We start from the raw sequence: 21,660 nt of genomic DNA, 5'->3' as shown, positions 1-21,660 counted from the left end.
GGGGTGATGCTGCGTCGCGTTCAGACTCTGCGTCGAGCACGCATTACTGCGAAGGCACTGCCGCCGATCACTGCGGCTGCGGTGATGGACCCGACGATCAGCCACAACTGACCGTCGTTCTGGGTGGGCTTAGTGTTTGAAGCCGCTACCGCCCCGCCACCCGTCGCCCCCTTCGGGGGCGGTGACGAAGCTGGCGCAGAAGCAGATGCCGAAGCCTCCTTGCCTGTGCCGGCACTGGGCGTCTTCTCATTGGTGAGAGGGTCAACATCCGCAGGGCCAGGGCTCCCCTTCCCGTTGAGCAAGTTGGGAGCCGGCCGAATGAGGCCATAACCGAGGTACATGCTCGGATCGTTCTTCGGCCAGTCGCGGCCTGCGGTGTCAATGAGGACGCGTAGGACCTGGTTGGCCGTCCAGTTGGGGTGTTTGGACCAGATCAGGGCGGCGGAGGCGGAGGCGATGGCTGTGGCGGCACTGGTTCCGTCTCCGTCGTCACAGTACGAGCGGAAGGTCTCATCGCACCAGGCAGGAAGACCTACGCCTGGGGCCGCCAAGTCAACGTAGTCACCGCGTTCAGAGAACTTTGCGACCTTGCCGGACTTGTCCGCAGCGGAGACTCCCGTGACAGACGGGTATGCGGCTGGATACCCGATGAAGTTCTTCTTCTCTCTGTCATTTCCGACGCTGGCAAACATCAATTTGCCCTTCGAGGCAGCGTACTTCACTGCTTCTTTCTGCTCTGGATACATGTAATCAGAACCGAAGGACATGCTGATGATTTGGGCGTCACTGTCGGCCGCCGCCCGAATTGCTTCGGCATCCCGGCTACCCTCTTTACCGAACTTGTCGCCCAGATTGGTGCGGAAGGATACGACTTCCGCTCCTGGCGCCAAACCCTTGATCCCCCCGCCTCGGCCGGATCCCACGATCAGCTCCGCCATCGTGGTTCCATGCCTGTCGTAGTCATCCAGGGACCCACCAGGCAGGTCTGTCAGGTCCTTGCCCGGCTGAACGCGGCCTTCAAGGGAAGGCGTCTCCGAGACCCCCGTGTCGATAACCGCGACTTTGATTCCCTTGCCAGTGCTGACTTTCCACAGGTCATCGGCACCCATGGCATCCAAGTGCCACTGTTGAGACCGAACATCGTCAGCAACAGCGCTCGGGGTCAACGCGATTGACACGAGAGCCAACACACCTACTGTCGAGCCCACGCGAGCGGCAAATCTCCGTGCTGACCGCGAAAACGGCTCGACCCATTGGCCATGTCGGTCGAACTTTGGCTCCATGCCCTGCACGTCCTCGCTCACGATCAGTCGATTACCGGCGGTACTTGCCGCCGGCTGCTGGGCAGATGTGTTTCCTCGTCCTCAACCAGGTGACCCGGCCGCTGCGAGCCCTCGTCTTCGTCCAGATCAGAGTGTTGCCTGTTGCTCCCGGAACCACGGACCAAGCCTGCTCCACCAGCAGTGAAACCGTCCTTGCCGCTCCCGCGGGTGGGCACACGCCCCCTGGGGGCCCCGACAACACCATCTGCATTAGCGGTGGATCGGCGAGGCAACTGTCCCCCATTAGCCGGGCGGCCCTGGGGTGTGGCTCCCACAACCCCGCGCTGGTTTCCGCCTCCACCTGTGGTTCTCGAACCACCAGCACCCTCGGCGCCAACGACCGGGCCGCGCGACATCCCGGACTTGCTAGAAGTCGACGCCGGGCCAGAGACAGGCCGCCCCCCAACAACGCCATTGGCGCGTCCCGCACCAGTCCCGGGCATGCCAGAACGCGGGCCCACCCCTTCGTTGGGGCGAGGTGTTCCTCCGGTTACAGCACGCCCCAGCGGCGGCTGACCAGTTGCCGTCGGACCACTGAGGCTTCTTCCCGTGGCCGTCTGCCCTGCGCGTCCACTCGGACTCGAGGGAGCACGTCCGGGCCCCCCAGCCGGTCCAGCCGGACCCGTGGTTCGCCCCTGAGCCGGTAGTGGGAGCTTCGAGCTTCGTGCGGGTGCTGAGGTCCGAGTCACGGGGCCACTAATCGCAGGGTTCCGAAGACCACCCCCGAGGGGAGGAACAGGTTCACCACCAATACCCGTTGGACCAGGGCCTGGAGGCGGCGAACCGTGTGCCGGACTGACGGTTTGCGGGGGCAAGGTACCGACACTGTCAATCTCCGTGCCAACAGACGGGTCCGGGGTCACGTTCAAGCCGCCCGGGGCGGTGATCGGACCACGTTCGGCGATCCGGGGCGGCGAGGAGTCGTCCGAAGGTGCGGGGTCTGACATCGCAGTGTCGACGGGGCCAGGAGTCCTCTCCTGAGCTGCGGCGGGAAGCGCAGTGGAACTCGCCGCCTCACGTCCCCCACCACCAAGACCATCATCGCTGAGCACCGGCCTCGGTACTCCCACGTTCGGCATCGCCGAAAACGTAGGCGGCTCCTGCCCAGCCATCGAATGCTGCGACACCTGGTAGAACGACGACAACCGGTTCATCTGGTTGATCGCCTCTTGGCGATGGTTCTCCGCCTTCGCCGCGGCGTCGTACTCCGCATTGCCGTCCACCCGCTTGGGGGTGGGGATGTCCTCGAGCATCTTCGGATCGGCGCGCTGGTCCCGGGGCGGCATGGAGCTACGGACAGATGCCAGCCCCGCACCGGCCGAAGCGATCTGAACGCCGGCGGTGTCGGCGTAGTCGGCGAGCCGATGAGCGTCCTTGACGAGGTTCAGGCCCCACGCTTTGAACGCGCTCGCCGCCTCGCCCTGCCAGTCAGCACCTTTGATGTGCTTGTCGAGTTCCTTGGCAGCCGCGGCGATGGCATCGCGCGCATTCTTGAGCGCGTCTCCCGCGCTCTCCAAGTCTGCGGGCTTGGCTTGCTCGACGAGGTCGATCATGTCGTTGAGGCGGTGGCCTTCGAAGCTCACGGGCCACGCCACCCGGAGTCAGAGCTGTCGTCGCCATTGCTACGAGGCGAATCCGGCAAGCCGTTCTCCTCGCGTTGAGCGGCAGCCGCGTCACGGTCGATCCTGGTCTGGATCGCCCAGAAGCGCTGCCTCAGGTCCTCGTTAAGGTCGTCGAAGCCAGCACCCGCCGCGCGCACGGCGATCCCCATGGCATCGATCTGGTCGCCCAGCATCTTGGACAGCGAGGTCAGCCGCTCGTGTACTTGGTCGTACTGCGAGTACAGACCGTCGGCCGCAGGGAAGGCACTGCCCTCACCGCTGAAGGAGCCGCGAGAGAGCTTGTGCACTCCGACCTTGCTTGAACCACCCGCCGAAGCCTCGAACTCCGTCAGTAGCGTGTCGATGCGCTGCCGAAATGCCTTCAGCGCACCCAGCCCCTCCCTGAGGTCGGCGCCCGACGACGGCTCCGCACCTCCGCGCCCCTCTGTAGCCAGCACGATGCCTTCCCTCCCCGTTACCGGCCCGCCCCGATCGCTTCACGATCGCGGTGGCTCGGTGGTCACTTATCGCGCACGCGTCACTCTAGTCATACTGAGCGTGACAGCCAACTGGACTTTGCATTAGGTCAGTTGCGAAGTGGCCAACAGACGAAGCCCCCGCTGGTGCCAAATCCAGCCACAAGCGACGACTCGGTACATCGACAGGGCCACTACCGGCCAACGGAATCGAGGCGCCTACGCACAACACCCCAAGGGGAAACACGCGTTGTTAGGTTGAGCCGCAGTGGTGTCATCCGTCAGGGGTGGCCGAGCTCACGGGGGAAGGATGTGCCCATGGCCTGGGATGAGTGGGAACAGCTGAAGTCGCAGACGGCGGAGCATCAGCCGACACACATGCAACTGAACCAGACAGATCCCGGGACGGGCGGCGGCCCCACCGCGGATCCCGGCTCCTACGGTGACCTCGAGGTCAGCGAAGCCGGTTTGGCGAAGATCGGCGAGCACGCACACGGCCTGTTCGAGCGCCTCTGGGATGAGGCTCGAGTAGCGGTGCCGAGTACCGACAAGGCTGCGGGGAGCCTGACGACGCAGGGCTTCGCGCTAGGCGGGGCTCTGCAGCACGTGTCAACCCGCTGGGATGAACAACTCAAGTCTCTGCGAGACGCCTGCGGACACATCTCCAACCACATGCGGGTCACCAAGAAATTGCATGCGGGCGACGACGAGTACATTCGCCGCCAGATGAGCAGCATCGACACCCTCGACGCGGGCTTCAACGAACGAGTCGGCGAGCCCGGAAAGCCGAACCCTGTGTACGGAGAACCGAGCAAGAAGAAGGACAGCTGATGGACCTCGAAGCCCTCCGTTCCGCCAACTTCTCGATGCTCGACGACGCCATCTCCGACTGGACGACGATGGTCGGCAGCCTTAACCGCATGGAGGAGTCAGCCCGTAAAGGGCTCAAGACTGCGGCCAACAAGGCCAACTGGGCAGGGGTGAACGCCACCGTCTCCAAGGAGTTCATTGGAAAGACGGCCGAGGAGTTCAATGACGCCCACCTCCAGGCCAAATCCATCCGCGACATCCTCACAGACACTCGAGATGAGCTCAAGGACTATCAAAGGAAGTTGAAGACGGCCATCAAGAACGGCCTGGACAAAAACCTGAAGGTCACGGCAACCGGCAGTGGGTTCACTGTCAGGGCGGACAGTCCCTCCGACGGCACGGCGAAAGGGAAGACGGCCTCTGATCCCAGCGAGGGTGACGTCACGGCGCTGCGGGACGAGATCCAGGAGATCCTGAACAGGGCCACGGAGAGCGACACCACAGCCAGTACGGTTCTTCAGGCCATCGCCGACCAAAGCACGGTCGGATTCTCCGGGGTCGAATACAGCGACAGGGATGAAGCGGCCGATGCCATCAAGAAGGCCGATGAGCTCTCCAAGTTGGCCAAGAAGGACCCGGAAGATCTCAGTACGGCAGAATTCGACAAGTTGAACGCGGGCTTCAAGAAGTTCGGGGACGACGAGCTGTTCTCCCAACGGTTCGCCACCAACCTTGGGGCGAAGGGGACGCTGGAATTCTGGGCCGGCATCAATGATCCGAACGCGAACCCAGAGTTGAACTACGCGCGGCACGATAAATTTGACGACCTCCAGAAGAATCTGAGCCTCACTCTTGCCACCGCCACTCAGAGCGATGCACTGAGCATGACGGAATGGACCAATAAAGTCATCGACATGGGTGACCGCCGCATCAGCGGGGGTGCCATGGGGTTCCAGGTCATGAGCAATCTCATGCGCTGGGGAGACTACGACGATCAGTTCATGGCGCGCTATGGCACGGAACTAATGAGGACTGAGAAGGAGCTGACCGGTAATGGCAGAAACAGCCGTCCGGCCTGGCAGCACACGGGAGGCGACCCCCTGCTTAACCGCACTGGCAGCGACAGCGGATGGGACCCCCTGGCGGGATTCATGAAGGGACTGTCAAACAGCCCTGCTGCAGCTACAGATTTCTTTAACGATGAATTTATCTCAAAAGAAGACGAAGGTAACCCGTTCGCACGCGGCGACAAGAAGGAACCTTCCTCGCTATCGAACTTCCAGTACCTGTTCGAGGAGAGAGAATGGCCCAAAGAATTCGATTCCAACGGCGAGGAAAGCAACACTGGACGCAATAACCTTGCGTTGGCACTGGAGGCTGCCACCACTGGACACCCCGCAGGCGAGCTTCCCACGATGGACACACCGGCCCATAGTGAAGAGCAGGCCAAATTGATGGAGAGCATTGTCGTCTCCATCGGGGAAGATAGCGCACGTCTTACAGATCACGGGTTCATGTCTGACAGTATGGGTCAGATCGCCGCAGAATATCTACCAGATATTAACAGGGCCTTGACAGATGTCAGTCCGGAGAACAAGAGCGTCCCAAAGCTCTTCCCGATTGCTGGTGCCGCAGCCGATCTGGAGCACCTCGATGTCACGCGATTTTTGGTCAGCGTGGGACAGAGTCCTGGCGGAAACGCAAGTATCGAGATCGGCCAGAAGAATTACATGGCCAACCTCATGGATTACCACCTCAACCCTGACCTTCCTGCGGATCGACAGTATCTACATTCCGCAGAAGATTCCATCAAGGAAGTTACCCGAAAGTCTGCCGAGGTCGGGGCAACACTCGCCATTGGTCGACAGGAGGCCATTCTCGGGCCAGCGGGGAGTGAAGGGAAGAGTTTTGATGACTCCATAAGCCAGAAGAAGAACTTCTGGTCAGGTGCTGTTGGGACTGGAATCGGTGTCGGTGTCGGCGTCGCCTTCGTCGCCTCGCCTGTTGCGGGGGCCGCTGCAGGCGGCGCTGCAGGAACCGTAAGCAGCATGGTTCTTGAGCAGCTCTTCAAGGACGCCGATTCAGGCACCCTGGGGGCCGCTGGGAGGGAAGCAGGAGTCCTCTGGGAAGACAGCAAGGACAAGAATACCGAATTGAGTCGCATCGCATCAGTTGAAGCCGACAAAGCGAATGGCGGAAAATATTCAGATAAAGTCGAGGGATGGACATCCTCCGCCACGGCTGACGGTTTCAACGATGGATCCACCTCAGCTCGCCACATGGCAGACGATCTGACGACGGAGATTCAAGCATGACTTTCTGCTGACATTCTGACGTCCTCCGGCGACTCTCACCACTGGAATCCTCTTGAGAAATACAGAAAGCAACATCCGATCTAGGTCAGCGATTACGCTGGCCTCGATCTGCAGTCTGATAACAGTCGGATGCTCAGGATCGGAAACGGAATATACCGTCCCCAGCACCCTTTGCGGAACCAAAATCCAAGCCGCCCTGCTAAAGCCCGTCCTGCCAAGAGGCAAGAACCTGTCCGCACATCCGACCGCTACGGACTGGAATAAGCGATGCCGCCTCCATGTCGACGGCAAACCAGTGTTCTCGGCCACTGCAGAATGGCGGGAGGGTGACACTTCCCTGGCACAGGTAGCGACCGACGCCATCGGCGTTGATCCCGGTGACAGCGAAACAGCAGACGGCCGATACATTTACTCAAAGAGTGGCGCAGTTGGTCTGGTGAGTTGCTCCAATCAGCGCAACCTGAGGGAAAAGCTGTTCGTATCGGTAAGAGTCGTACAGGACTCAGCGACTGCAGCCCAGATAGCGAAGCTCATCACTGCATATAGTAAATCCGTGGCAGCATCCGATTATTGTGAAGTCCGGGAAGGCGAAAAGTAGGGCCTCGAAATTCGACTCCTGGGCCAAGTCAAGTACGCCGGGATCTTGCTGCCTTCCGCCTGCGCCAATCCCGCACAGCCACCCCCGCCCCGCCGAGCCCCGCCACCAAAACCGCCGCGCCCACGGTCACGTACGTGGCGATTCGGGTTGTTCGTTCTTCCGCTGTTTCGCCGAGGTGTAGTTCGGCTGGGGTCGGGGCTTTCGCGTGGGTGATGCCCTCTTCAGCCCTCGGGGTCTCGATTGGGTGGTCGTCTTCCGTCAGGGCTCGGACCGGATCCACCACTCCCCAGCCGACCAGGCGGTCGTGACCTGCCACCGAGCGTTCCGCTGTTTGTTTGATCTGGGCCGTGATCTGGCGGGGCGTCCAGTCGGGGTGCTTGGACTTGATCAGGGCCGCCACGCCCGCGACGTAGGGGGCCGAGAAGCTTGTGCCGTTGTCCGAGCAGTGGCCGCCGAGCGGGACAGTGGAGATCATGTCCACGCCCGGGGCAGCCACGCCCACGAACTTGCCTGACTGGGAGAACGCGGCCCGTTCGTTGTTGCGGTCCGATGCCGCTACCGCCAGGACGCCCTCGTAGGAGGCCGGGTAGGTCGGTTTGACGTTGCCCCCCAGGCCGTCGTTGCCGGCCGACGCCACGATCACCTTCCCGCGCGTGAGTGCCCTGTCGACCGCCTGCTTCAGCATCGGGGCCGGCTCCACGGCGTTGGCCGTGTCCTGGGAGATGTTGATGATGTCCGCCCCCGCTGCGACCGCGTGGTCGATCGCCCTGGCAAGAGTCTTTGTGTCGCCGTGGCCCTCCGCGTCGTTCTGCTGGATGGGGATCAGCGTCGCGTCGGGGGCCAGGCCCACGAAGCCGGTGCCCTTGGTCGGACGGGCCGCGATGATGCCCGCCACGCGCGTGCCATGGCCGACGGAGTCCGTCGTGCCGTTCTCCTTGCCGCGCTCGATCTTGTCGCCGTTCTCGTCCTTGAGGTTCTTCGGGAGCAGATTTCGGCCCTTTGACACGTCCACCGCGCTCTTGAGCTGCGGGTTTTTGATGTCCACCCCTGTGTCGATCACCGCCACCCGTACGTCCTTGCCGGTGGACTGGCGCCACAGCTCGTCGAGGAGCACCCGCTGTAGCGACCAGGGGCGGCCCGCGTACTTGTCGCCTCCGAAGGTGCACTGGTCGCCTGCCGCGGTCGCAGTGGGTGCCGCGAGCACCGTTGCCGTCGCGATCATCGTCAGTGTCGCCGCCGTGGCCGCGGCGGCGACCGGCCAGGGCCAGCGCTGTGCGTACCTCATCGTCAGAATCTCCTGCCGCCTAGGAGCCCTGCGGCTGGCGTGCCGCCGAGGTCGACAGACGCGGACCCGTGGGGAGGAACGTGGACCAGGAGGCCGGCACCGGGGTCGCGTCCACGTTCCCGTAGCCGAGCCGGGTCTGCGCCTGCTGCGCCTCTTGTCGCTGTTGCTCGCGCTGTTTGGCCGAGGTACCGATGCCCGCGTCGTCCGTGGCGCTGTCGCTGTTGGACTGCATCGCGTAGCGCAGGCCCGTGTCCGTGGCCAGGAAGACGCCGCCCGCCTTGGGCTCCGAACCGGTGAACTGCCGGTAGAGCAGCCCCGATCCGGCCGATACGTACGCGCTGGACGAGCCGGTGGGCAGCGTGGCCGGGAAGTCCGTCCCGGCCCATGTGCTCAGCGTGGTGTCTCCATCGTCGCCGTCGACCTTGCGAAGGACGTTGCAGATGGTGTTGCGGCTGCCCGCACTTTCGGCGGCCTCATTGGCAGTCACCGGAGCCTGGCTCGGCCATTTGTACTCCGAACCGAACGTCTTGAGGTCCGGGACGAAGGCGCCGGTACTCAGGTTGCGGGCGTTCCCGTCCTGACCCACGGGGACCAAGTCCGGGCTGCCTAGGAGCAATTGCGCCGTGAAGTCGGAGACCGGGGAGATGCGTCCGGGCTCCACTACGTAGTGCTGCGTCCCCGCACCCTCGGATGCCTTGAGGACCATGCCGACCCGGTTCGCCTGCCGGTCCTGGAGGCCCTTCACGTTGGCGGCCGCTCCGGGAACACCTTCCACCTTCGGGATGGTGATCGGGTCTCCGTAGTTCAGGGTCTTGAGCCACTCGCTGGAGACCCGCTGAGGTTTATGGCCGGAGTCCACGATGGTGCGCAGGACATTGAATTTGTCCTTCTCGGCGATCCGGTAGGCCTTGCCCCGGGCATCCACCACATAGCGGACCTTGTCGGGGCCGACCACGTACAACAGCTCACCGCCGCGCAACCGTTCGCTGCCCTCGGTCTTCTTCTGCTCGCGCTCCGCCAGGATGAACGCGGCCTTCTGGATCGCTCTTCCGCCTTCGCCGGGGCGCTCGCACACCGCCCAGCGTTTGGCGGATCCGGCCTCGGATTCCGAGGGCAGGCGGTCGGGGGCGTACGGGATGCCGATGGTGGCGCCGTGGGGAATCGTGCCCTTGTCGAGGACCGACTCGTCGACGTTGATGACGTCGCCCTTGCCGGCGTCGAGGAGCAGCTTCGCCGAGGCCATGTTGAGCACCGGGTGCAACTGACGCTTGCCATCAGTTTTCAGGACCACGTATCGCGTCGTGGACTTGCTCGCGATGATCACGTGTTCCTTGGGCTTGTCCCAGCCCGGCTTGGCCGCCGGTTTGAACATGCCCCACGCGCCGAAGACGGCCAGGACGATCACTCCGACGATGAGGCCGGGAACCACGCCACGCAGCGGGCGTGGTGCGCCTTCCTCCGAGCCTGATGGTGACGGCTGGATGAAGGACGCCAGCGTGCGGCGCTTCGCGAAGGTGTAGGCGTTGAGCTCGTCCCGCCGTGATGCCATGAGTGTCTGCTTCTCCCCCGTGCAGCGCCGGGGGCATGCCACCCCCACCCTCCGTTGTCAGACCCGGCCCCTACTATGCCTGTTGAGTAATCGCGCGTGTGGGGTGGGTAAGGTTCCCGGGCACTCCTGGGGTGCATGTTCCGTGACCACCAGGGTGATTCGGGAGAATATACGGGGGTTGGACTGATGGCTGCCGCAGCGCGGACCGGGGCTCGGGGGACGTCGAGGCCTGAGAATCAACGGCAGGCAGCACCCGGTGGTGCCGACGCCTCGGGATCCCGAGGGCCCGTCATCTTCCATCTCCGCGCGCGCTCGGCACAGTTCGGCTCGTTTCGCTTGCAACGGCTTGTACTCATCGAGGTGGCGGCGGCCCTCCTGCTGGCCGCCTGGGTGATCGACCCGCTGGCCGTCGTGCCGACCGCTGTCGTCGCCGTCGTCCTGGTGCTGCTGGCAGTCGTACGCCCTCGTGGCCGTGCGTGGCACGAATGGTTCGGCACCGCGCGGGCATTGCGGGCACGCAAGCGCCGGGCGGCGAATGCTCCGATACCGCCGGGCACGGAACCTGCGTTCGCCCCGGCCGTCGAGTGCGACCCGGCCCTGCGCACGTATGTCTACGGGGACCGGGACCGTCGCCAGGTCGGGATGGTCGGGGACGGTACGTTCGTGACCGCTGTGCTCCAGGTCGAGTCGGACGCGACCGCGCTGCGGGCCGAGCGCGGACGCCATCCCCTGCCGGTGGGCCTCGTGCGCGACGCCCTGGAGGTGGACGGCATCCGCCTCGAGTCGGCGCAGATCGTGCAGCACACCCAGCCGGCGCCCGCGCTGCATCTTCCCCAACAGTCGGTGGCCGTCAGTAACTACGCCCCGCTGCAAGCCCAGACCGGAGCACCGGCCGTACGCATCACCTGGGTTGCCCTGAAGCTTGATCCTGAGCTCTGCCCCGAGGCTGTCGCCGCGCGCGGGGGCGGCTTCGTGGGGGCTCAGAAGTGCGTGATGCGCTCCATGGATCAGCTGGCCAGTCGACTCACGGGGGCCGGATTCCGTGCGACAGCGCTCACCGAGGAGCAGCTGGCCGCCGCCATCGCGACTTCGGCGGGCGCCAATCCGCTGGTCACCGCGGAGGCCGGGCGGGCCGAGCTTCCGGAGCGCAGGACGGAGGAGTCCGCACGCTCCTGGCGCTGCGACAATCGCCGTCACACGACCTACTGGGTTCGGCGCTGGCCGCAGTTGGGGAGCGCGAGCGGCCCGTCACTGCCTCAGCTTGTCGCGCTGCTCACCGCCATCCCGACACTCGCGACCACGTTCAGCCTCACCCTGCGCCACGGTGAACGGCAAGAAGTGTCGCTGTGCGGGCATGTGCGGGTCACCGGGCGCAGTGACGCCGAGCTCGACGCGGCTCGGCGGGCGTTGGAGCAAGGCGCCCGGCAGGCCGGCGCGGGGCTGGTCCGACTCGATCGCGAGCAGTTGCCCGGGATGCTCGCCACTCTGCCGCTCGGGGGGACCCGCTGATGTCCGTCACTGATCCGACCACTCCGACCGCGCCGCCCGCTCAGGGCGAGGGGTTCCGCACGGCGATGCGCAGCGGGTTCGGGTTGCTCGGTCCGCGGCACCGTCGTCACGCGCTCTCCGCCGAGCAAGTGGATGCGCTGGCCTTGCCCATCGGTGACGATGGCGTCGTGATCGGCGTGGACGCGCAGGGCCAGCCCTCGGTGCTGGGCGTCAACCGGCCCACTCCCTATGACGTACTGCTCATCGGAGGGTTGTGGACGGCGCAGGTCATCGCGTTGCGGGCAGCCGCGACGGGGGCGCGGGTGGCCGTGGAGACCGGTCGGGCAGCAGCTTGGGCGCAGCTCGTGGAGGCCCTCGGTGTCGGGCCGAGCGGTATGTCGGTGCATGACGTGGGGCGCGTTCCCCCGCAGGGTGCGTCCGCGGGAAGTCCGGTGCTCGTGGTGCGGGACTGTGGCATGCGGCCGCCACGGGGACGGGTGGTGTCCGGGCCGTGGCAATCGGTGCTGACGCTGCTGCCCTATCTGAGTCCGGTCGCGCCTCGGCTGATCCGGCAGGCGCGGCTCGTGGGCGTGCAGCGGGTTTCACCGGATGAGGCGATTCAGATAGGGCGGTCCGTGGGGCTGCCGCGCGGTGAGGTGGAGGCGCTGCCGACGCTTGCTGACGGGGTGACGTTGTGGTGTGGCGATCGTGATCGGCAGTACGTGATGACGCAGGCGACGGACGCCGAGACCGGATTGTTGGGTACGGCACGGAGGATGGATTGAGCGGGCGGTTCGTGTCGGTTGACCGAGCGAATTAGCCAACATTTGGCGCCTGTTGGTTGATTTGTCCCTCGGTGTTTCGGATACGGGGATCGATCCTGTGGGGGGCGTGATGGAAAGGACAGGATTCGTGGGGTGGGCTGCCCTGCCGTGCTGGTGCTTTTGGTGATTAGGCTGGTACTGGACGCGTCGCCAGAACCCGGGAGTGGGTGGTGCGCGTCCACCACGGGGAGAGCCATGGCGGATCGGACGACAGAAACGGTCGCCCTCCCACCACGGCACGAGGGTGCTCGACCACATCAGGAGGCATTGTGAACAGCGATCGGGACGAGATCCGCGGGGGCTGGGACACACCCGTCGATGATCAGTCCGACGCGGAGTCCGCTGCCGAGACGACGGGCGAGTTCACCATCGACTACGCCCCTCCTGCCTGGTATACGCAGAATGCGTCCGGTAGTGCGGGGGAGACTCCTTCGGCTTCGGCTTCCACTGGGGCGCCCGCCGCGGCGTCTTCGGCTGTTGCTGAGCCTGTGTCTTCGCCTTCCGTTGAGCCGGTCGCTCCTCCCGCTCCTCCCGTTGCTCCTGAGCCGCAGGCTCCTCCCGTCGGGCCGCCTGCCGGGGTGCCCAAGCTGCCTGTCGGTGGGGGGTTCCAGCCTCGGGCCGATTGGGCTGCGCCTGTTGCTCCGCCTGCTTCTGCTCCTTCTCCTGTTCCGGCTCCGGCTCCTCTTCCGGCTCCGGCTTCCTCTCCTGAATCCTCTGGGGACTCTGAGGGTGGGGCGCCTTCGGGGGGTGCCGCTGACTGGAGTGGGGCCGTTGCTGGTGTTGCCTCCTCCGTCCACGTGACCGGGGTCGTTCCTAAGCCTGAGGTGGCGCCTGAGCCTGAGGTGGCGCCCCAGCCTGTGGTCGAGCCCGAGCCTGAAGCTGCGGCTGATTCCGGGGGGTCTTCCTCGGGTTCCGCTTCTGTTGCTCCTTTTGCTGACAGCAGCGGCGATCTTGAGAGTGGCGCCACCATGCGGTTCTCCTCTTCCGCCCTGAAGCGGGAGATGCGCGAGATCGAGGAGCGGGCCGCCGCTTCGAAGGCCGCCCAGGATAATGTCGATGCCGATGTCGAGGGTGATGGCGGTGGCGATGACGTTGCGCCTCCCGCTGGTGAGGCCGGGGCTGACGATGAGGTTTCGGCTGGTCGTGATGATGAGCAGGCCGAGCCTTCCCTGCTGGCTGCGGCTGGGCTCTCGTCCGAGGATGCCGATGCCGAGGCCGAGGCCGAGGCCGAAGCCGGCGTAGACGGGGGCTTGGGTGCTTCGGGCCTTCATGTTTCCGGCTCTGATGACTCCGATGACTCTCCTGTTGTTGATGCCGATTCCGGTGCCTCTGATGAGGTTCGTGACGTCGTGCCGCAGGATGCCGTTCCTGAGGGCTCCTTGACTGCCGCGCCCGTCGATGAGGTGCAGGACTCTCCGCCGCCGTCCTGGACTCCGCCGCCCGCGCCGAACGGTGGGCTTCCGCCGCTGCCGCCCGCCTTCCAGCCTGCCGCGCCCACTTCTGCGCCGCAGTGGCCCGTTCCTGGTCAGGCCGCCTCGACGCCGCCGGTTGCGGCCGAGCCCGTGCAGCCGCCCGTGCCTCAGCAGGCAGAGCCTGCCCCTGCGCCCGTTCAGCAGCCGGCTCCGCAGGTCTCGCCTCCGGCTTGGCCTTCGCCTACCGGGCCCGTGGCTCCCTCGCCCGTTCCGCCTGCGCCCGCTCCTGTTGCCGAGGCTCCGGCGCCCATTCCGGCGCAGGCTCCGGCTCCGGCGCCAGTTGCTGATGCTCCTGCGCCTCCCAGTGGGTACGGCTTCCCGCAAGCTGCCGCTCCTGAAGCTTCTGGGGCGCCTGCTGGGTATGGGTTTCCGCAGGCGGCGCCGCAGGCTCCTGCTCCCGCCGCTCCTCCGCAGCAGCAGGGGAGCTATGGATTCCCGCAGCAGGGTCCGCCTGCGCCAGTGCATCCCAACCCCCCTGCCGCGCAGGGTAGTTATGGGTTCCCGCAGCCGCCTGCGCCTCAGGCTCAGCAGCCCCAGCCCCAGCCCCAGCCGCTCCCTGCTCAGCAGCAGCCGCAGGCTCAGCCTCAGCCGCAGCCCCCGGTTCAGGCTCAGGCTCAGCCGCCCGTCGATCCCCGTACCGGCGCTGCCTGGCCGCAGCCCGTGCAGCACGATCAGCGGGAGCGGACCAACCCTGGTGCGCCCCTCGGGTACACCGCCGCCGTCGAGCTGTCCTCCGACCGGCTGCTGCGCAACACCAAGCCGAAGGCCAAGAGCAGTCGGCCCGCGGCCGGCGGCTCCCGGTTCAAGATCGGCGGCAAGAAGGAAGAGGCCGAGCGGCAGCGGAAGTTGGAGCTGATCCGGACCCCGGTTCTGTCCTGCTACCGCATCGCCGTCATCAGCCTCAAGGGCGGCGTGGGAAAGACGACCACCACCACCGCGCTCGGCTCGACGCTCGCCACCGAGCGGCAGGACAAGATTCTCGCCATCGACGCCAACCCCGACGCCGGTACGCTCGGGCGCCGCGTGCGCCGCGAGACCGGGGCCACCATCCGTGACCTCGTGCAGGCGATCCCGTACCTCAACTCGTACATGGACATCCGGCGCTTCACCTCGCAGGCCGCGTCCGGGCTCGAGATCATCGCCAACGACGTCGATCCGGCCGTCTCGACCACGTTCAACGACGAGGACTACCGGCGCGCCATCGACGTGCTGGGGAAGCAGTATCCGATCATCCTGACCGACTCCGGTACGGGGCTGCTCTACAGCGCCATGCGCGGTGTTCTCGATCTCGCCGATCAGTTGATCATCATTTCGACGCCGTCCGTGGACGGGGCGAGCAGTGCCTCCACGACGCTGGACTGGCTGTCCGCGCATGGGTACGCCGACCTTGTCTCGCGCTCCATCACCGTCATCTCGGGAGTGCGTGAGACCGGGAAGATGATCAAGGTGGACGACATCGTGTCGCACTTCGAGACGCGGTGCCGCGGGGTTGTCGTCATTCCGTTCGACGAGCATCTCGCCGCTGGGGCCGAGGTCGATCTCGACATGATGCGGCCGAAGGTGCGGGAGGCGTACTTCAACCTCTCCGCGATGGTGGCCGAGGACTTCGTGCGGGCTCAGCAGCAGCAGGGGCTTTGGACCTCCGACGGGAATCCGCCTCCGGTGGTGGCGCCGCCCCTGCCGGGGCAGGGGGGTTATCCCGGGCAGCAGGGGGCTGTGCCTGGGCAGCAGCCTTATGGCGGGCCGGTGCCGCAGCCTGGGCAGCAGCCTTATGGGGGGCAGGCGCCTCAGCCCGGGCAGGCTCCTCAGCCCGGACAGGCGCCTCAGCCTGGGCAGGCGCCCTATCCCGGGCAGGCGCCCCAGCACGGGCAGGCGCCGTACCCCGGGCAGGCTCCCCCGCCCAGGCAGGCTCCTCAGGCTGGGCAGGTCCCCCAGCAGCCGTACGCTCCTCAGCAGCCTCAGCAGCAGCCGCCGCAGCAGCAGGCCGCTCAGCCGGGGCAGCCTTATCCGCAGCAGCCCGGGGCTCCGCAGGGGTGGCAGCACGCTGCTCCTCCGCAGGTGCCTGCGGGGCCGGGGCCCGGGCAGCCGTTCCAGGTGCCTCAGCAGCCTCAGCCGCAGGGTCAGCCTCAGCCGGGGCAGGCTCCTCCCGCCCAGGCCCAGGCCGCCCAGCCTCAGCCCGGGCAGGCGCCCGGTCCCGTGCAGCCGGGGCAGCCCTACCAGCCCGGGGCTCCGTATCAGCCTCCCGGGCAGCAGCCGCCTGCGCCTGAGGCGCCCCAGCAGTAGCTTCCCGTCCCGCCCGCGTTCTCACTGGGCCCGCACCGCTCTCCGGTGCGGGCCCAGTCTGCTTCCCGCGGCCCGCGGCCGTCGCCGGCCAACAGACTTTCCCACCCACCCACCCGATTACCCCCCAGCCCCGACCGGGCATCAAAAGAACACGAGGGCGGGCGGCGGCCCACAAACCAAGACCCTCAAGCGAAAACCCGCAAGCGGAGGCGCCCGAGCCGCGCCCCCGAACGAGACCGCACGAGCCATCCCCACGAGCAGGCACACCCCGCAGCTCTCCCCCCGTGCCTCTCCCCCGAACACTCCCCACCCCCCTCCCTCCCCACCAGCCCCTCCCCCCGCCGTCACCCCCCGACCAGCCATGCGTCACAGGTCTTGACCAATGCGGATGAAATACAGGTCAACTCGTTATTTCCGCAGGCCACATGGGGTTCACCTGCCGTTGACTGACGCAGACTGGCGCTGGTAGACACACACATCAACCAGCTGGCGTTCCTTGATCAACTAGCCATATCTGCGCGAGCGATGACGCGAGGTCACCGACCCATGGATACACAAGATCAGCACGGCAGAACACGGTCCCGCCGCACCACCGAGACGTCACCCGAAGCGCCTCCCGGGGCGTCGGCCACGGCGTCCGGGGTGGCCAAGGCGTCCAAGGCCTCCCGCCTTCCCCGGCTCCCCCTCCTCCTGGCGGCCGGAGCCGGAGCCCTCGCGCTCACCGCGGGTCTCGCCTCTCCCCTCAACCCGGCGCCCCAACAGGCCGAGGCCAAGGCCGACGGCAAGAAGACCCTCACCGTCGCGGTGGCGCAGAGCGTCGACTCGCTCAGTCCCTTCCTCGCCCAGCGGCTCCTCAGCACCAGCATCCTGCGTCTCACCAACGAGTACCTGACGAACTACGACGCCAAGGACAACCACGCGATCCCGGGGTTCGCCACCAAGTGGGAGCCCTCCGCGGACAAGCTGACCTGGACGTACACCATCCGGGACGACTCCAAGTGGTCCGACGGCAAGCAGGCGACCGCCGAGGACGCGGCGTACACGTTCAACCGGCTGATGTCCAAGCAGGGCACCGCCACCGCCAACTCCGGCTTCGTCGCCAACTTCAAGAAGGTGACCGCCCCCAGCCCCACCAAGCTGGTCGTCGAGCTGAAGAAGCCGCAGGCCACCATGGCCGCGCTCGATGTGCCGATCGTCCCCAAGCACGTGTGGGAGAAGGTCGCCGACATCAGCAAGTTCAACAACGACAAGTCCTTCCCCATCGTGGGCAACGGCCCCTTCACCCTTGAGGCGTACAAGACCGACCAGTACGTGAAGCTGAAGGCCAACAAGGACTTCTGGCGCGGCGCGCCCAAGTTCGACGAGCTGGTCTTCAAGACGTACAAGGACCAGGACGCGGCCGTCGCGGCGCTCAAGAAGGGCGAGGTCTCCTTCGTGGCCGGCCAGCCCGCGCTGACGCCCGCTCAGGCCGCCGAGCTCAAGGGCACCGAGAACGTCAAGGTGAACGAGGGTCCGGGGCGGCGTTTCTTCGCGCTGGCCACCAACCCCGGGGCCAAGACACGCGACGGCAAGAAGTTCGGTGACGGTCACCCCGCCCTCCTGGACAAGAAGGTGCGCCAGGCGCTCTTCCTCTCCGTGGACCGCGAGGCGCTCGTCGACAAGGTCTTCCAGGGCCAGGCCGTCGAGGGCGAGGGGTACATCCCGCCGCGCTTCGCCGACTACGCGTGGAAGCCCTCCGCCGACCAGAAGCTGTCGTACGACCCGAAGAGGGCGGCCCAGCTCCTCGACGAGGCGGGCTACAAGAAGAACGGCGACGGCAAGCGCGTCGGCAAGGACGGAAAGGCGCTGGACTTCCGCATCCTCTGCCACGCCACCGACCCGAACGACAAGGCCGTCGGCAAGTATCTGAAGGAGTGGTGGGGCGACCTGGGCATCGGGCTCAAGGTCAACTGCCTCGACGACGTGTCCGTGCCCTGGTACGCGGGCGAGTACGACCTCGCGTTCGACGGCTGGTCGGTCAACCCCGACCCGGACTTCGTCCTCGGCATCCACTCCTGCGCCGCGCTGCCGGTGAAGGCCAAGGAGAGCGCCGCGACGGACAACTTCATCTGCGACAAGAAGTACGACGAGCTCTACGACAAGCAGCTGGCGGAGTACGACCCGGCCAAGCGCGCGCAGACCGTCAAGGAGATGCAGTCCTGGCTCTACGACTCCGGGTACATGAACATCTTGGCGTACCCGAACGCCGTCGAGGCCTACCGCACGGACCAGATCAAGTCCATCACCACCATGCCGACGGCCGCGGGCAACATCTACGGCCAGGACGGTTACTGGTCCTGGTGGTCGGCGGTGCCCGCAGATGGGAAGAGTTCCTCCAAGGACGGAAGCTCGACCGGTGTCATCATCGGTATCGCCGCCGCCGCGGTGGTGCTCGTCGGCGGAGGAGTCCTGTTCGCCCTGCGCCGCCGTTCGACCGCAGAGGACCGCGAGTAACGCATGACCGCTGACAGCAATCCCGCACTGCTCGACACCGAGGGCGCCGCGGCGACCGACGAACCGGCTTTCGCCGGGCCGTCGGCCCGCGGCCCCCGGGCCCGCAACACCCGCGCCTATCTCCTGTACGTGGCGGGCAAGCTCGGCGGCGCCGCCGTCTCGCTGTTCGCCGTCCTCGTCACCAGCTTCTTCCTGTTCCGCCTCATCCCCGGTGACCCGGTGAAGCAGATGACCGGCGGAAAGCGCGTGTCGGCCGAACAGCTGGACGCGATGCGCAAGGAGTTCGGCCTCGACCAGCCGGTCATGACGCAGTTCTTCGACTACTGCGGCAACGCGCTGACCGGCGACTTCGGCACCTCGTACCAGTTCCACACACCGGTGATGGACAAGATCACCGACGCGCTGCCCGCGACGCTCCTGCTCACCGGCACCGCGTTCGTGCTCTACACCCTCATCGGCATCTGGCTCGGCACCCGCACGGCCTGGCGCAACGGACAGCTCGGGGACCGCGTCCACACCGGCCTGGCGCTCACCCTGTACTCCGTGCCGTCCTTCTGGCTGGGGCTACTGCTGATCATCACCTTCTCGGTGGGGGTGGGCCCCATCCCGGGCCTCTTCCCGACCGGCGGGCTCGAATCCGGCGGTGAGACGGGCTTCGCGTACATCCTGGACGTGGCCCATCACATGGTGCTCCCCGTCATCACCCTGGTGGCGGTCGGGTACGCGCAGACGCTCCTGGTGATGCGCTCGTCCCTGCTCGACGAGATGGGCAGCGACTATCTGACGACCGCCCGCGCCAAGGGCCTGCGCGACGATCTCGTACGCCGTCGCCATGCCGTCCCGAACGCGATGCTGCCCACCGTCACGCTGATGTTCGTGAACCTCGGCACGGTGGTGGCGGGCGCGATCCTCGTGGAGACCGTCTTCTCCTGGCCGGGGCTCGGCGGGCTGTTCTACGCCGCGCTCAGCGTGCCCGACCTCCCCCTCGTCCAGGGTCTGTTCTTCGTCTTCTCCGCCGCGGTGATCCTGATGAACACCCTGGCCGACGTGATCTATCCGCTGCTCGATCCCAGGGTGGGCCGATGACGACCGAATCCGCACCGGCCACCCCCTCGGCCCCCACCCCGCCGGCCGAGACCCCGCCTGCCGCCCCGGCGAAGAGCGCGCGGGCCCTGGCGTGGGCCCGCAGGCGGCACTCGGCGGTCCGCTTCTGGCGCGCGTACCGCACCCACCGGGCCGGGCTCTTCGGCCTGGCCGCGCTCGTCGTCATCGCGCTCGTCGCCGTCTTCGCACCCCTCCTCGTCGGCTCCAACGCGCAGAGCGTGACGGACGCGCCGGGCAAGCCCATGGAGTCGCCCAGCGGCGAATTCCCGCTCGGCACCGACCAGTTCGGGCGCGATCTGCTCGGCCTCCTGGTGTACGGCGCCCGGATGTCACTGACCGTCGGGCTGCTCGCCGCCTTCCTCTCGGTGACCATCGGCACCCTCGTGGGGATCACCGCGGGACACTTCAAGGGCTGGTACGCCACCGTCATCATGCGTGTCACCGACTGGTTCCTGGTGATGCCGACGCTGGTGCTCGCCATCGCGCTCGCCGCGGTGATGTCCGGCTCCATCTGGACGATCATCCTGGCGATCGGCGTGACGACCTGGCCGACGACCGCGCGGCTCGTCCGCGCGCAGACCCTCGCCGTCGAGTCGCGCCCGTACATCGAGCGGGCGCAGGCGCTCGGCGGCGGCCACGGCCACATCATGACCCGGCACGTGCTGCCGAACGTGATGCCGCTCGTCCTCGCGCAGACCACTCTCGTCATCTCCAACGCCATCCTCACCGAGGCGACGCTCGCCTTCCTGGGCCTCGGGGACCCCACGGGCGTCTCCTGGGGCGGGCTGCTCCAGGACGCGCGCGAGGCGGGCGCGGTCAGCGCGGGCGATTGGTGGTATCTCGCTCCGCCCGGACTCGCCATCGCCGTCGTGGCCCTCGCGTTCACGCTGTGCGGCCGGGCCGTGGAGTCCGTGCTCAACCCCCGGCTGGGGGTCTCCCGTTGAGTGACGCGGACAAGGTGACGGGGACGGGGACGGAGACCAGCGTGACGGAGACGACGGTGACGGAACAGCGCACGGAGCAGCGCCTCCTGGACGTGCGGAACCTCGAAGTGACGTACGCGTCCGGGGCGGCCGCCGTGCGCGGCGTGAACCTCTCGGTCGACGCGGGCCAGAAGCTCGGCGTCGCGGGCGAGTCCGGCTGCGGCAAGTCCACGCTGGCGCTCGCCCTGCTGCGGCTGCTGCCCGCGGGCACGAAGGTGACCGGTGAGGTCCTGCTGGACGGCGAGGACATCCTCACCATGAAGTGGGGGCAGGTCCGCGCGGTCCGCTGGGCGGGCGCGTCGATCGTCTTCCAGGGCGCGATGCACTCCCTCAACGCGGTGCACCGCATCGGCGACCAGATCGCCGAGCCGATCCTGCTGCACAAGAAGGCGACCCCGGCGGGCGCGAAGAGGAAGGCCGGCGAGCTGCTCGAACAGGTGGGTCTGCCGGCCGCCCGCGCGGAGGCGTATCCGCACGAGCTGTCGGGCGGGCAGCGCCAGCGCGTGATGATCGCGATGGCGCTCGCCTGCGATCCGCGCCTGATCATCGCCGATGAGCCGACGACGGCCCTGGACGTGATGATCCAGGCGCAGATCCTGCGCCTGATCGAGCAGTTGGTGGCCGAACAGGACCTGGGTCTGATCATGATCAGCCATGACCTCGCGGTGCTCTCCGACACCTGCGACCGGCTCGCGGTGATGTACGCGGGCCGTGTCGTCGAGGAGGGCCCGGCCTCCGAGGTCTACGAGAACGCCCGGCACCCCTACGGAAAGGCCCTCTCCGCGGCCTTCCCGCGCATCGGCGACACGGCGTCCCGCTTCGCGCCGCGCGGCCTGCCCGGCGACCCGCCGGACCCGTCCCTGCTCCCCACCGGCTGTACGTTCCATCCGCGCTGCCAGGTCGCCCTCGACTCCTGCACGACGGAGGACCAGGCGCTGCGGGACGCGGGCCCCCGGCACCGCGCGGCGTGCGTGCACGCGGGCGCGCAGCTTCCGGCGCAGCCGACATCGGCGCCGGCGACGGCGGAGCGCACGCCGTGAGCCCCGACAGATCACGC

Annotated in this window: 13 protein-coding genes; 9 read left to right on the top strand and 4 right to left on the bottom strand. The window is 66.8% G+C overall.

Going from position 1 to position 21,660, the window contains the following annotated elements; translation table 11 throughout:
* Positions 1 to 20 precede the first annotated feature (20 nt).
* Entirely contained in the window at positions 21 to 1,304 is a 1,284-nt protein-coding gene (locus QBL25_RS29675; RefSeq protein ID WP_409060007.1) for a S8 family serine peptidase, read from the bottom strand.
* A 1,597-nt stretch (positions 1,305 to 2,901) separates the two neighbouring features.
* Positions 2,902 to 3,381 carry a hypothetical protein gene (locus QBL25_RS29670; RefSeq protein ID WP_409060006.1) on the bottom strand — a complete coding sequence of 160 codons (480 nt, stop codon included), beginning with the start codon at positions 3,379 to 3,381 and terminating at the stop codon, positions 2,902 to 2,904.
* Between the two features lie 336 nt (positions 3,382 to 3,717).
* Between QBL25_RS29670 and QBL25_RS29665 the strand changes: the two genes are divergently transcribed.
* Together QBL25_RS29665 and QBL25_RS29660 are read left to right on the top strand one after the other, a co-directional pair.
* Positions 3,718 to 4,230 (top strand): hypothetical protein, encoded by a 513-nt coding sequence (locus tag QBL25_RS29665; protein WP_409060005.1) that lies wholly within the window; start codon positions 3,718 to 3,720, stop codon positions 4,228 to 4,230.
* A complete protein-coding gene (locus tag QBL25_RS29660; protein WP_409060004.1) occupies positions 4,230 to 6,524 on the top strand; it encodes a hypothetical protein in 2,295 nt (764 codons plus the stop codon). The genes QBL25_RS29665 and QBL25_RS29660 overlap by 1 nt, the downstream gene beginning before the upstream one ends.
* A 626-nt stretch (positions 6,525 to 7,150) precedes the next feature.
* On the opposite strand, the gene mycP is transcribed toward QBL25_RS29660, so the two are convergent.
* Together mycP and eccB are read right to left on the bottom strand one after the other, a co-directional pair.
* Positions 7,151 to 8,344 (bottom strand): type VII secretion-associated serine protease mycosin, encoded by a 1,194-nt coding sequence (gene mycP, locus QBL25_RS29655; RefSeq protein WP_409062822.1) that lies wholly within the window; start codon positions 8,342 to 8,344, stop codon positions 7,151 to 7,153.
* Positions 8,345 to 8,426: 82 nt separating this feature from the next.
* Positions 8,427 to 9,956, bottom strand: a complete 1,530-nt coding sequence (gene eccB / locus QBL25_RS29650; protein WP_409060003.1) for a type VII secretion protein EccB — start codon at positions 9,954 to 9,956, stop codon at positions 8,427 to 8,429.
* 186 nt (positions 9,957 to 10,142) lie between these two features.
* Between eccB and eccE the strand changes: the two genes are divergently transcribed.
* The 7 genes from eccE to QBL25_RS29615 all read left to right on the top strand — a co-directional run bounded on the left by eccE (position 10,143) and on the right by QBL25_RS29615 (position 21,643).
* Entirely contained in the window at positions 10,143 to 11,465 is a 1,323-nt protein-coding gene (eccE, locus tag QBL25_RS29645) for a type VII secretion protein EccE (protein ID WP_409060002.1), read from the top strand.
* A complete protein-coding gene (locus tag QBL25_RS29640) occupies positions 11,465 to 12,229 on the top strand; it encodes a hypothetical protein (protein WP_409060001.1) in 765 nt (254 codons plus the stop codon). Before eccE ends, QBL25_RS29640 begins: the two co-directional genes overlap by 1 nt.
* Positions 12,230 to 12,537: 308 nt before the next feature.
* A complete protein-coding gene (locus QBL25_RS29635; protein ID WP_409060000.1) occupies positions 12,538 to 16,023 on the top strand; it encodes an SCO5717 family growth-regulating ATPase in 3,486 nt (1,161 codons plus the stop codon).
* Between the two features lie 546 nt (positions 16,024 to 16,569).
* Positions 16,570 to 18,516, top strand: coding sequence for an ABC transporter substrate-binding protein (locus QBL25_RS29630; protein WP_409059999.1), 1,947 nt, complete (start codon positions 16,570 to 16,572; stop codon positions 18,514 to 18,516).
* A 3-nt stretch (positions 18,517 to 18,519) separates the two neighbouring features.
* The gene (locus tag QBL25_RS29625; protein WP_409059998.1) at positions 18,520 to 19,602 is read left to right on the top strand and encodes an ABC transporter permease; all 1,083 of its coding nucleotides are present in this window, start codon (positions 18,520 to 18,522) and stop codon (positions 19,600 to 19,602) included.
* Positions 19,599 to 20,564, top strand: a complete 966-nt coding sequence (locus QBL25_RS29620) for an ABC transporter permease (protein ID WP_409059997.1) — start codon at positions 19,599 to 19,601, stop codon at positions 20,562 to 20,564. Before QBL25_RS29625 ends, QBL25_RS29620 begins: the two co-directional genes overlap by 4 nt.
* The gene (locus QBL25_RS29615; protein ID WP_409062821.1) at positions 20,453 to 21,643 is read left to right on the top strand and encodes an ABC transporter ATP-binding protein; all 1,191 of its coding nucleotides are present in this window, start codon (positions 20,453 to 20,455) and stop codon (positions 21,641 to 21,643) included. The genes QBL25_RS29620 and QBL25_RS29615 overlap by 112 nt, the downstream gene beginning before the upstream one ends.
* The last annotated feature ends 17 nt before the right edge of the window (positions 21,644 to 21,660 follow it).

The organism is Streptomyces sp. SYP-A7185, assembly GCF_046103685.1.
In the GTDB taxonomy this organism is placed as follows: Bacteria; Actinomycetota; Actinomycetes; order Streptomycetales; family Streptomycetaceae; genus Streptomyces.
The sequence above is the reverse complement of the archived record's forward strand: the minus strand, read 5'-3'. Positions and strand labels throughout refer to the sequence as shown.

Coding starts and splice junctions, on each gene's coding strand:
- eccE (WP_409060002.1), top strand. CDS start 10,143: ATGGCTGCCGCAGCGCGGACCGGGGCTCGGGGGACGTCGAGGCCTGAG.
- QBL25_RS29660 (WP_409060004.1), top strand. CDS start 4,230: ATGGACCTCGAAGCCCTCCGTTCCGCCAACTTCTCGATGCTCGACGAC.
- eccB (WP_409060003.1), bottom strand. CDS start 9,956: ATGGCATCACGGCGGGACGAGCTCAACGCCTACACCTTCGCGAAGCGC.
- QBL25_RS29625 (WP_409059998.1), top strand. CDS start 18,520: ATGACCGCTGACAGCAATCCCGCACTGCTCGACACCGAGGGCGCCGCG.
- QBL25_RS29620 (WP_409059997.1), top strand. CDS start 19,599: ATGACGACCGAATCCGCACCGGCCACCCCCTCGGCCCCCACCCCGCCG.
- mycP (WP_409062822.1), bottom strand. CDS start 8,344: ATGATCGCGACGGCAACGGTGCTCGCGGCACCCACTGCGACCGCGGCA.
- QBL25_RS29665 (WP_409060005.1), top strand. CDS start 3,718: ATGGCCTGGGATGAGTGGGAACAGCTGAAGTCGCAGACGGCGGAGCAT.
- QBL25_RS29630 (WP_409059999.1), top strand. CDS start 16,570: ATGGATACACAAGATCAGCACGGCAGAACACGGTCCCGCCGCACCACC.
- QBL25_RS29640 (WP_409060001.1), top strand. CDS start 11,465: ATGTCCGTCACTGATCCGACCACTCCGACCGCGCCGCCCGCTCAGGGC.